Source organism: Thalassolituus sp. UBA2009 (assembly GCF_002335285.1).
GTDB classification, from domain to species: domain Bacteria; phylum Pseudomonadota; class Gammaproteobacteria; order Pseudomonadales; family Oceanobacteraceae; genus Venatoribacter; species Venatoribacter alkanivorans.
The window spans coordinates 8,222-19,496 of record NZ_DDCJ01000086.1; the positions used below are offsets into that span (position 1 = coordinate 8,222).

Consider the following 11,275-nt stretch of genomic DNA (forward strand, 5'->3'; position numbering starts at 1 on the left):
CTGGCCTTCCTGCTGGTGCTGCTGACCAATACCTTCACCATTATGCTGTCGTTTGCCGCCCTTGGGCTGGCGTCGCTCTACCCTTTTATGAAGCGTTACACCCACCTGCCGCAGGTGTTTCTCGGTGCCGCTTATTCCTGCGCCATTCCGATGGCCTTCGCCGCGCAGAGCAACGACATTCCGGCCGTTGCCTGGCTGCTGTATATCGCCAACCTGTGCTGGACCGTGGCTTACGACACTATGTATGCCATGGTCGACCGCGATGACGACCTGAAGATCGGCATCAAATCCACCGCGGTGCTGTTCGCCGAACTGGATCTGGCAATGATCGGTCTGCTTCAGGGTATAACGCTGTTCTGCCTGCTCGCTGCGGGCAACCAGCTGGCGCTGAGCTGGCCGTTTTATGTTGGTCTGCTGTGCGGCGCGCTCTTCTTTGCTTCGCAGTTATGGCAGATCCGCTCACGCGGCCGGGAGGTTTGTTTTACAGCTTTCCGCCAGAGTTACTGGTTTGGCCTGATTATCTGGGCCGGCCTCGCAGGCCATTACCTGCTCGCCTGAAGCGCGTTCTCCGAGCACCTCCGCACAGAATGTGCAGAAAGTTCCGCCAATCGGTCGTTACTGAGTCAGTTGTCACATCCCTGTAACATTGCACCAGTGTAATACCAGCGCAATACGGGATTGTGACACTTGCGTGACGACAACTATGACTAAAGCAGGCAAGACGGTATTAATCGTCGATGATGAAGCGCCAATCCGCGAGATGATCGCGGTCGCCCTGGAAATGGCAGGCTACGAGTGTATGGAAGCCGCCAGCGTTCAGGAGGCCCATGCTCATATCGTCGATAATAAACCAGATATGATTTTGCTCGACTGGATGCTGCCCGGCACCAGCGGCGTGGAGTTTGCGCGCCGTCTGAAACGGGATGATCTGACCGCCGAGCTGCCAATTATTATGCTCACCGCCAAAGGCGAAGAAGACAACAAAGTACAGGGGCTGGAAGCCGGTGCGGATGATTACATCACCAAACCCTTTTCCCCGCGTGAACTGGTTGCACGCCTGAAAGCCGTGCTGCGCCGCGCCACACCACAGGGTATTGAAGAGCCTATCGATGTCGGTGGCCTGATGCTGGACCCGGTCTGCCACCGCGTGACCTCACACAGCAGCCCGATTGATATCGGCCCGACCGAATACCGTCTGCTGCAGTTCTTTATGACCCATCAGGAGCGTGCCTATTCACGCGCTCAGCTGCTGGATCAGGTGTGGGGAGGCAATGTGTATGTCGAGGAGCGTACTGTTGATGTACATATCCGCCGCCTGCGCAAAGCATTGGGAGAAACCCACGAGCATCTGATTCAGACCGTTCGCGGCACCGGCTACCGCTTCTCGACCAAAGCGTCCTGAAACCGATGAGCCCGGTCTGGCGCAGGGAATTGCGCCGCCTGTGCTATCTGCTGCTGCTCGCACTGAGTATCGGCTTCAGCTTTCACCAGCCTGGTACAGCGTTAGCGCTGGCACTGGCTGGTTATACCGCCTGGCAATGGCTGCAACTGTCGCGCCTGCAGCACTGGTTGCAACAGGGCCAGAGCACACCGCTGCCACGCACCGTCGGCGTCTGGGGCGCGGTTTTCAGCGAAACCCAGAGGCTGCAACAACGCAGCAGCAAGCATCAGCAGAAACTGCAGGCCATCATCAACCGCATTCAGGATTCCACTGCCGCCCTGCAGGATGCCGTCCTGATGGTCGACAGCCATGGCAATCTGGAATGGTGGAATCATGCCGCCAGCAAATTTCTCGGACTGCGGGCGCCGGTCGATGTCGGCCAGCCCATTACCAACCTGATCCGCAACCCGGCTTTTAACGACTACTTTAATCACGGCGAGTATGACGAGCCGCTGGAGATAAAGTCACCGGTTAACAGCCGCATTCATCTGCAATTCAACATTACCCAGTTTGGCCGTAAAGACCGGCTGCTGGTCGTACATGACATTACCCGTCTGAAGCAACTGGAGCAGATGCGCAAAGACTTTGTTGCCAACGTCAGCCACGAATTACGTACGCCACTGACCGTGGTATCCGGTTACGTCGAAACCATGGCCAGTGTCAGCGATCAGCTGCCGCCACGCTGGGGACGTATGCTGGCGCAGATGAGCGAGCAGAGCGCGCGTATGGAAGCGTTAATCAAAGATCTGCTGATGCTGTCACGGCTGGAAACCACCCAGCAGGAACAGCCACAGGCGGTGGCGATTGAACCGCTGCTGGCCAGCATTGCCGCTGATGCCCGGGCACTGAGCCATGAGCGCGGCCACGACATCCGTCTCAGCATCGACTGCCCGGCACAGCTACTGGGCTACGCCGACGAACTGCGCAGCGCTTTCTCTAATCTGGTGTTCAACGCGGTAAAATACACGCCGGATGGCGGCAAAGTGGAGTTAAGCTGGTACTGCAACGATGACGGCGCTTTTTTTGCGGTGCGCGATAATGGCAGCGGCATTGAGGCGCATCATTTACCACGCCTGACCGAACGTTTTTATCGCGCGGACCCAAGCCGCAACAAAGCCACCGGCGGTACCGGACTGGGCCTGGCCATCGTCAAACATGTGCTGTTACGCCATGAAGGGGAGTTGCTGATCGAAAGCGAACCGGGCAAAGGCAGCTGTTTTACCTGCCATTTCAAACCGCAGAAGCTGGCTGGCTGTATGCCTGAACATAAAAAAGCGGGCACCGAAGTAAACCCAGTGGAAGCGCTGACTGCTCAGCGCACCTTAGCGATAAAACGTGACAGCGTTGCCAGCTTTTCCGGGTCGTCATCAACGTAGCGGATCAGCATCTGAATGGTCTGAGCATCAGGATGGGGTTCCTGTGCCTGCATCATGCGTACATAACCGTTAATACGGGCGACATCGCCGCTGTCCTGATCAACAATATCCAGCACGACCTGCTCCAGCAAAGCTGGTAACGGCCCCTCGCGACGGAAGACGCCGATCAGCTCCTGCAGGCTGATATCCTTAATCACCAGTTTGGCGCTGCCACCCGAGCCAAAACGCACGCTGGCCAGGCCGCGGGCCTTGGCGGCACTTTTGCGGGCCGGAGCGGCCTGCTCACCCATTAATACGGATGCGCCGCCCAGGTCAGCAGCAGCAACGGTTTTCGGTTCAGCCATGGCTTTAGGCGTTGCGCCCATCAGCACGGATGCGCCGCCCAGATCTCCGCCGGCCACCTTGGCTGCTCCGCCAACGCTGGCAGCACCCAGCACATCAGCCGAACCACCGCCGGGGGCAGCTTTACTTTCGCCCTGATTGGGGCGGATTTTCAGATGTTTGTAGACCAGTTTGGCCAGCTTACCGACGAAATTTTCGCGCGTGAAAGGCTTGCCGATATATTCCGAGACGCCCGCCTCCACTGCTTTCAGCACGTGATCGCGTTCGCCGCGGCTGGTGATCATCATAAAAGGAACTTTTTTGTAGCGCTCATCGGCCCGCATCCACTGCAGAACCTCAATGCCTGAAACTTCCGGCATTTCCCAGTCGCACAACACCAGATTGATGCTCTTGCCGTTCATGATGCTGATGGCCTTACGGCCATCGACAGCTTCATGTAATTCGCAGCCCGGGTAAGTGTCACGGACTGCTTTTTTTACCAGATCGCGGATAAATGCTGCGTCATCAACGACCAGAATGTTCAGTGCTGCCATCGGCTAACCTTTGCCTGTGGGTATCCCCTTCAGCATAGCCGAATCCGCCGACATTGCCCGGCTGCCCCAACCGCTCAAGACGCAGGCGGGTTGCACCGATCACCGCCGCCGGCATCACAAACCAGTTCACCAGCGGAATCATCATCAGAAAGGCCACCACCGCGCCAAAACTCAGCACGGTGAGGTTGTCGCCAGCCATAGCTTTACGCATTTCGGCAAAACTGCGGCCATGGTTATCAAAGGAATAATCGATGTACTGCAGCGCCACCACCCAGCTGCCGAACCAGAACCACAGTAACGGGCTGGCCAGATTCAGGCCGGGAATAAAACTCAGCACCAGCAACAGCAGGTAACGCGGCAACAGATAACCCAGCTTGGTCAGCTCGCGGCCAAAGGTGCGGCGGATCATCTTCAGCACAGGCTCTTCCGGCAGCACGATACCCGCACGGCGTTCAACCTGTTCGCTCAGCAAGCCATTAAGGGGACTGCCCAGCGTGACCAGCAGGGTACTGAAGAAGTACGCCATCACCAGCAGCATGGTCAGCAGTGCCAGTGGCATCAGTAACCAGTACAACCACTCCAGCCAACCCGGCAGCCAGGCCACCAGGGATTCAATCCAGCCATTCAGCTTGCTTCCGCCCCACCAGCTGGCAGCACTCATCACAACAATATTCAGCAGTAATGGCAAAGCAACAAAGCGGCGCAGGCCCGGTTCGCGTAACGAGAGGAAGCCCTGCCATAAGTAATGCCAGCCAAGAAATGGGTTGCCGTTCATAGATAGCTCCGTGCATCAATCCGGGCGCTTTTATACAATGCATCCCTTTGAATAACCACCCAACAACCCGTGCTGCCGACAGTTAAAAGCGGCCAATCTGAACCGGAGAACCGTGCCCGTGACGCCGCAACGTCTGGAGAGAATTCATCAAACCCTGAGCCTGCGCCAACCCGATTTAACCGTACTGACCGACGAGGTGCATAAAGACCGCAACCTGTCGGCCATCGTCCGTACCTGCGATGCCTTTGCTGTGCCCGAAGTCCACTGTGTCTGGCCCGGAGATCAGTACCGCCTGCGCCGCAACCAGACCGCCGGGGCGGGCACCTGGGTCGATGTACAAACCCACCCTTCTATTGATACCGCCATAGAACACCTGCAGGAGCAGGGCTTTACCGTCTGCGCCGCCCACTTCAGCGACCGCGCAGTCGACTTCCGCGATTACGATTTCACCCGCCCAACCGCACTGATGCTCGGTAATGAGAAAGAAGGTATCAGTGCCCAGGCCGCCGGGCTGGCCGACGAGCATCTGATCATCCCGATGCAGGGCATGGTGCAATCCTTTAACGTATCGGTTGCTGCAGCAATCATTCTCAGTGAGGCCCAACGCCAGCGTGAGGCAGCCGGGTTGTTTGACGAAAACCGCCTGGATGAAGAAACCTACCAGCGCTTACTGTTTGAATGGTGCCAGCCCACCATTACCAAACTCTGCCACAAATATAAGTTGCCTTACCCGGAGCTGGGAGAGGACGGAGAACTGGTGGACCCTCAGGGATTTTCTGCGCTGGTCAACGGCCGCAGCTGATATTCCCAGCTCAGGTCACGGTTATTGAACCGCATCTGTGCCAAAGGAATGCGCTGATAGCGGAAATCCTGCTGCCAGAACTGCAACAGGCCCTGCTCAAAGCGGCGCGGAATCTGTGCACCCAGTAAAACCACGCGCAGCGCTTTCGGTGGCAGCCGCAACAGCCACTGGCGCTGCTGACCAACCTGAATGGACTTATCCACAGACTCGCGCGAGCAGATCAGGCGCTGTTCCGCCAGAGCCGCCTGACCAGCCGGGTCACAGTACAGACTATCGGGCAGCCGTGACGCTCTTGATGTCTGGTAACTGACGGGCTGAAACTGCGCACCCGGCCACTGCTGGGGATCAATCCCCAGCCAGATACTGTGAAAACCACCCGTCTGCTGCCAGGCTAACGGACAATAGGGGTCGCTGAAAAAACGTTGCAGCAACCAGTCCTCAGGCTTGCCGATATCCTCTTCTGCCCGCGCTTTACGCTGGGCAACCAATGCTGCTTCTATATCTGCACGCTTGCTCTCAGCCTGACGCAGAAAATCATCTCGGCTGATCAGGCTGCGCAGGTTATCCGGCAGGCGTTCGTATTCGGCATGCATATGTGTCAGATAATCTTCCGCAGCAATGCGTAGCGGCGCTGCCTGAGCAGGAGGCGGCAATAACCAGGGCAGTCCACTGGCGGTTGCCGGTAATAATGGAATAAATCCACGCTTCAGCAGTGGAATGGCCTCTTCTCCCAAAGGCAGATAAACCAATTCCGGCGGCAGACTGAGGGTATTACTCATAAAAACGCATGACTCCTGAAGAACCGTCGACAGATAAACGCCCGCCCCTTTGTGCGATATATCTCACAAGACAGTGCGACATCTGGGTAAAAAGCACTGGATGCGATGGAAGAAACGCCACAGAAAAAATGTAAGACATTGATTTATAAGAATTTTATAAAAACACGCTATCTCTGATTAACCACAGTATAGAAAACCCGGGCTATCCCAGAAGGTCGATTCTGCTATCTTTAATTCCACAAGGACGAACGCACTGCCGGGATGGCAGTGATCAGGAAGATAGCGCTAAGGATTGCAGTCACGGATAGATAGTCGGCGAAGGATCGCTGGTCAGGGATGAGCAACCGCGAAGGATAGCGGCAAGGATGAACGAAGACTAGGACGCCAGGATGGCGCTAGGGTGCTGTGGCGGTCAGGACAGGATGTCCTGACCGCCCGATTTTTTTGGGGCACGCGAAATTTTTGCTGTATCCACTTCACTCCCTCAATCCCCGGCAACAGCCCAATCGCAGACTTCTTCTGCATTATTAGTCAGCGGCTGTGATAACGCTCTGCCAGTAAACCAACACCGACAAAAGCCCCCACTACCACACTCAGAAACATCCCCGATGACAGCGTGCGTAAATAGCTGTCGAGTACCGGCGTCAGCCACACCGACAAGGCACCATAGCCAAACGTACACAACGCAATAAAGACCCCGACACGCACCCAGATGGGATGTGGACGCACTAACCGGCGTACCAGATCGTTGATCGTATCGCCAAAAATAACCAACAGGGTTGCTACCAGCGCCAGCGCTATATCATCGGTATGTGGCCGGACATGGCTGGCGAGGGTCTGAATCAGGGTCATGCAGGTTCTCCGTCAGGTGAATAAATCTGTCCGCTGAAAGCAAAGCAGACAGGCATCACATTAGTCCGAAAGAACAGCCTGTTCCATTTCTGTTACGAATAAAAACTGAACGTTAACTAAACAGCGTGGTGTTCCATCACCGCTGTGCCATTCTGGAGATGTGCAGTAAAGGACATAATAAGGAACTGCGAACATGAACGAACTTCCTCACCGCCTGGGACAACTGCTGTTGCAGCAGCAGAGTATTACAGAAGAGCAATTACAACAGGCGTTGAGCTATCAGGCGCAGAATCCCTGTCAGCTCGGGCAGGCATTAATTCAGCTGGGATTTATCGATGAGCGTGCCCTGCGTGGCGTGTTGCGCCGCCAGCGCTGGCTTAAGCCTTGCGCAGCCTGCTTTGCCCTTATCGCTCCCTTCTCAATGACCTGGGCAGACGAAGATAAAGAAGCCGCTTTCACTAGTGACTGGCTGGAAGCCAGCCACTGGGATCTGGTTGATGATGAGCGTGTAACAGAACATTCGTCATCGGTTGATCTGATGAAGTTTGTTGCGCTGACCGCCTGGGATATTTATCAGGGCGAACCAGTGCCCGGAGAAGTGCGTTATAACGTCAGCCAGACCAACAATAAAGGCTACAGCCTGGAATTATCGATGCGCTTCTGAATACCACCACGCCCGAAAAGCATAAAAAAAGCCCGTCCAATGGACGGGCTTTTTAATTTGGTGCCGGCACCAAGAGTCGAACTCGGGACCTACTGATTACAAGTCAGTTGCTCTACCGACTGAGCTATACCGGCTAAGTGGGCGGGGATATTACTGACCTGCCTCTGCCCCGTCAACCGCTTTTTTGGCTAAGCCTATGAAAATTATCGCTTTATCGTGTTTTCAGTCAAAACAGCCATATTCCGGCCACAATCCGACGGATTAACACGCCTGATGGGCAGTTTGCTCTGTGCATTGGCAGACATAACCGCCTGCCCGGGCCGATTAAATTTAGGGTGAACAGTGCTTAATAAAACTGTCACAATCAGCATCGGAAATTTGCCGTAGAATCGAGGACCCTTATGAGCGGTGGCTATATTCTCGTTGTCGATGACGAGCCTGCAATTTGCGATATGATCCGAACCTGCCTTGAACTCGCAGGCTTCCGTGTGAAGCTATCTGCCAATGGCCATCTGGCCCATCAGATGATCGTCAATGAACGTCCGGATCTGGTAATCGCCGACTGGATGATGCCAATGCTTTCTGGAATTGAGCTGACCCGCCGGCTGAAGCGTGATGAGCTTACCGCCGATATTCCGGTCATTATGCTGACCGCCCGGGCCGACGAAGACGACCGTATCAGCGGCCTCGACAGTGGCGCCGATGACTATATTCTCAAGCCGTTCTCCACCCGTGAGCTGATAGCCCGAATCCGCGCCGTACTACGCCGCACCAATGCGCTGATTGATGACGTGCCGGTGAAGGCCGGTAAGCTCAGCCTTGACCGTTCTTCCCAGAACGCCAGTATCAGCGGTCAGCCTGTTACTCTTGGCCCGCTGGAATTCCGTTTGCTGGAATTTTTCATGCTCCACCCCAATCGCGTATACTCCCGCGCCCAATTGCTGGACCGGGTCTGGGGCGGCAATGTCTACATTGATGACCGCACGGTGGATGTGCATATCCGGCGTCTGCGCAAAGCGTTGTCGATCGATGATCAGGAACAGATGATTCAGACCGTACGCGGTGCCGGTTACCGTTTTTCTCCGTCCGATGAAGTAAAGAGCTAAGGGGAAGTGTGTGCAGCAGGTTGCCTGGCAACGTGAGTTTTTCCGCATTCTGGTCGTGGTTGGACTGGGTTTTGCGCTTGGCTGGTCATCGGGCCATGCCATCTGGGGGCTTATCCTCGGCCTGTTAACGGCGCAGGTTATGGCCTTCCGCGCGATGGCCAGCCTGTACCGCTGGAGTTACCGCCAGGGTCCGCCACCACAGGACAGCGGCCTGATTGGTTACAGCGTGGATAAACTGATCCGCCGCGAAAAGAACCTGAAAAACAAACTTGCACAGCAGGCCGTGCAACTGCAGCGTTATAATCAGGGTATTGAATCGCTGCATGATGGTGTTGTAATCATCGGTCAGGAAGGCTACATCACCAACTTCAATGGTTCGGCTTCCCGCCTGCTCGGTCTGCGCAAAGAAGACAGTGGCCAGCACATCACCAACTTAATCCGTAATCCACGTTTCACCCGTTATTTTAACGAAGGCGATTACAGCTCCTCTCTGCAGTTTGATGTCAGTCATCGTAAGCAATTCAGCCTGCAGATTCAGATCACCCAGTTTGGCCTCGACCAGAAAGTCATGCTGGTGAAAGACATCACCGAGCGTAAGCGGGTGGAAACCATGCGGCAGAATTTTATTGCCGACGTCTCGCACGAGCTGCGCACTCCCTTAACCGTCATTAATGGTTATCTGGAAATGCTCGGTGATATGGAGTTACCGCCCAGCCTGCAAAAAGCTATCTCGCAGATGAATGGCCAGGGTCAGCGTATGAAGAGTCTGGTCAACGACCTGATTGAGCTGTCCAAGCTGGAAAGCGCCAACACAGAACAGCTGGGTGACTGGTTTAACCTGCAGCAGCTGGGCTACTCGGTGGTTGACCAACTGCAGGCTTACAGCGAAAACCGCATCGTCTTTAAATGCACGCAGCAGATTGAGATTCAGGGCTTCAGTGATGAAATGAGTTCGATACTGACCAACCTGCTGACCAATGCCATTAAATACGGCGGCGAAGGCAAAATTGAATTTGCCATCCGTTCCGGCTTCGACGGAGTAAAAGTAAGTATCAGCGACAGTGGCCCCGGCATTCCGGCACAGCATATCAGCCGGCTGACCGAACGCTTTTACCGTGTTGACGACTCACGTGAATCCACCGTTGGTGGTTCCGGTCTGGGACTGGCCATCGTTAAACACGCGCTGGAGCATCACGATACCGTGCTGGATATCGAATCAACGCTGGGTAAAGGCAGCACGTTCAGTTTTATTATCTCTTCCGATCGCAGCCGGGTTGTGGAAAAAGACTGAGTATTTAACGCCTTAACGCAGACAAAAAAAAGCGCCTTAACGGCGCTTTTTTGTTTCTGCTTTCAGCATCGACACATGCCGCTATCAGAATTTGTATTCCAGACCCGCACCGTAGTACTGAGCGTTTACGCTTTCGTCATCAGACTCTTCGCTGGTTGCATAAACAAAGGTCTTGGCATTTTTAGCCAGCTTGTAATCAGCACCCAGACTGTAGCTTACGCCACCTTCTTTCTTAATATCAGACGCGCCGTACTGAGCTTTTACAGTAACGTCAGACGTTGCTTTGAAAGCTGCAGAGGCCATCCAGCCTTCTTCAGAGTTGCCATCGGTGTCCAGAGTTTCCCACAGCGCGCCCAGCTGCACAGCGCCTACTTTGTACTGACCAACCACACGCTGAGCGTCAACTTTCTCACCGTTTACTTCGTTGTCATAGGCATAGGCTACGTAAATATCGCCACGGGTATACGCCAGAGACGCTGACAGGCCGTTGTTTGTGTCTTCATCTTCGGAGTTCAGATGATCAACAGTTGCAACCAGACCGGCAAAAGACGGGGAGGTATACTGCACACTGTTCTTTGAGCGGTTTTCGCTTTTGGAAATGATGTTTTTGATATCACCCTGCAGATCGTTAAACAGATCCACTTTGTTTTGTGCATTTTTAAACGGTGTATCAAACATACCGGCCTGCACACGGCCAAAACCACCTTCGATACCGATAAAGGTATTACGCTGACTGAAAGTCTGACCAGCGGCTTTTTCACCATCATCCTGGAAGGTTTCATACTCAGCCTGGTAGATCCCTTTCAGGCCATGCTCCAGAGCAATCTTACCTTTCACACCCAGGCGGGATGCATTGGAGTTCAGCTGGGAAAAGTTACCGCTATTTTCCGGCTGCACAAATTCCTGAGTGACGTTGATCTTGCCGTAGAATTCCGGCTTTTCAATTTCAAGATTAATGGTTTCAGCCTGAACCAGAACCGGAGAGGCGATAGCGAGAGATAAGGCGATTTTTTTCATAATGAGTCCTGAATAATGTCGTGCAGTGTTATGGCCCATTACCGGTAAGTGCCGTATCAGGCAACAGGCTGGCCGATAGGTGACAATTCTGTTTCAGTTACATTACAGAATTATGACATCGACAACATTTATTGCAGCCAGATGACAATTCCGTGAATGTTTTATGAATATACCTCCCGGCTATCTGTCTAAGTTAAGCCCAGATACGCCACTTTGCTTTATTCCGGTGCGTACAATACTGACTTGTATCCACAACACAGCCCGAACTGAGGCGGGCTTTGGTATTCAGTCAGCGTA

The 11,275-nt window shown here is 54.4% G+C and carries 12 protein-coding genes and 1 tRNA gene; 7 read left to right on the forward strand and 6 right to left on the reverse strand.

All coding sequences use genetic code 11. The features are described from left to right. From B3P58_RS10660 to phoR (B3P58_RS10670), 3 genes are all read left to right on the forward strand, one after another. Positions 1 to 558, forward strand: a 558-nt coding sequence (locus tag B3P58_RS10660) for a 4-hydroxybenzoate octaprenyltransferase (protein ID WP_286717453.1), incomplete at its 5' end; no start/stop codon positions are given. A gap of 145 nt (positions 559 to 703) precedes the next feature. Next, the gene (gene phoB / locus B3P58_RS10665; protein WP_145467530.1) at positions 704 to 1,402 is read left to right on the forward strand and encodes a phosphate regulon transcriptional regulator PhoB; all 699 of its coding nucleotides are present in this window, start codon (positions 704 to 706) and stop codon (positions 1,400 to 1,402) included. Between the two features lie 5 nt (positions 1,403 to 1,407). After that, positions 1,408 to 2,817: a phosphate regulon sensor histidine kinase PhoR gene (phoR, locus tag B3P58_RS10670; protein ID WP_286717455.1), complete on the forward strand. Its 1,410-nt coding sequence runs from the start codon at positions 1,408 to 1,410 to the stop codon at positions 2,815 to 2,817. Here phoR (B3P58_RS10670) and B3P58_RS10675 read toward each other — a convergent pair. Together B3P58_RS10675 and cysZ are read right to left on the reverse strand one after the other, a co-directional pair. Next, positions 2,754 to 3,692 (reverse strand): response regulator, encoded by a 939-nt coding sequence (locus B3P58_RS10675; protein ID WP_286717456.1) that lies wholly within the window; start codon positions 3,690 to 3,692, stop codon positions 2,754 to 2,756. The genes phoR (B3P58_RS10670) and B3P58_RS10675 overlap by 64 nt on opposite strands. Further along, entirely contained in the window at positions 3,664 to 4,467 is an 804-nt protein-coding gene (cysZ, locus tag B3P58_RS10680; RefSeq protein ID WP_225691210.1) for a sulfate transporter CysZ, read from the reverse strand. Before cysZ ends, B3P58_RS10675 begins: the two co-directional genes overlap by 29 nt. Before the next feature lie 118 nt (positions 4,468 to 4,585). Here cysZ and trmH point away from each other — a divergent pair, with 118 nt between their 5' ends. Continuing rightward, positions 4,586 to 5,269, forward strand: a complete 684-nt coding sequence (trmH, locus tag B3P58_RS10685) for a tRNA (guanosine(18)-2'-O)-methyltransferase TrmH (protein WP_286717457.1) — start codon at positions 4,586 to 4,588, stop codon at positions 5,267 to 5,269. Here the strand turns inward: trmH and B3P58_RS10690 are convergent. Together B3P58_RS10690 and B3P58_RS10695 are read right to left on the reverse strand one after the other, a co-directional pair. After that, the gene (locus B3P58_RS10690; protein WP_286717458.1) at positions 5,233 to 6,048 is read right to left on the reverse strand and encodes a hypothetical protein; all 816 of its coding nucleotides are present in this window, start codon (positions 6,046 to 6,048) and stop codon (positions 5,233 to 5,235) included. The two genes, trmH and B3P58_RS10690, sit on opposite strands and share 37 nt — an antisense overlap. Positions 6,049 to 6,579: 531 nt before the next feature. Then, the gene (locus B3P58_RS10695; RefSeq protein WP_225691213.1) at positions 6,580 to 6,900 is read right to left on the reverse strand and encodes a DUF3392 family protein; all 321 of its coding nucleotides are present in this window, start codon (positions 6,898 to 6,900) and stop codon (positions 6,580 to 6,582) included. Between the two features lie 193 nt (positions 6,901 to 7,093). Between B3P58_RS10695 and B3P58_RS10700 the strand changes: the two genes are divergently transcribed. After that, complete coding sequence (locus B3P58_RS10700) at positions 7,094 to 7,564, forward strand: hypothetical protein (RefSeq protein ID WP_286717461.1); 471 nt, start codon at positions 7,094 to 7,096, stop codon at positions 7,562 to 7,564. Positions 7,565 to 7,622: 58 nt separating this feature from the next. Here the strand turns inward: B3P58_RS10700 and B3P58_RS10705 are convergent. Continuing rightward, a tRNA-Thr gene (locus tag B3P58_RS10705) sits at positions 7,623 to 7,698 on the reverse strand. A gap of 267 nt (positions 7,699 to 7,965) precedes the next feature. Here B3P58_RS10705 and phoB (B3P58_RS10710) point away from each other — a divergent pair. Both phoB (B3P58_RS10710) and phoR (B3P58_RS10715) read left to right on the forward strand, forming a co-directional pair. Beyond that, the gene (gene phoB, locus B3P58_RS10710) at positions 7,966 to 8,670 is read left to right on the forward strand and encodes a phosphate regulon transcriptional regulator PhoB (protein WP_145467515.1); all 705 of its coding nucleotides are present in this window, start codon (positions 7,966 to 7,968) and stop codon (positions 8,668 to 8,670) included. A 10-nt stretch (positions 8,671 to 8,680) separates the two neighbouring features. Beyond that, complete coding sequence (gene phoR, locus B3P58_RS10715; RefSeq protein ID WP_225691216.1) at positions 8,681 to 9,961, forward strand: phosphate regulon sensor histidine kinase PhoR; 1,281 nt, start codon at positions 8,681 to 8,683, stop codon at positions 9,959 to 9,961. A gap of 84 nt (positions 9,962 to 10,045) precedes the next feature. On the opposite strand, the gene B3P58_RS10720 is transcribed toward phoR (B3P58_RS10715), so the two are convergent. Next, entirely contained in the window at positions 10,046 to 10,978 is a 933-nt protein-coding gene (locus B3P58_RS10720) for a porin (RefSeq protein ID WP_286717462.1), read from the reverse strand. Between the last annotated feature and the right edge of the window lie 297 nt (positions 10,979 to 11,275).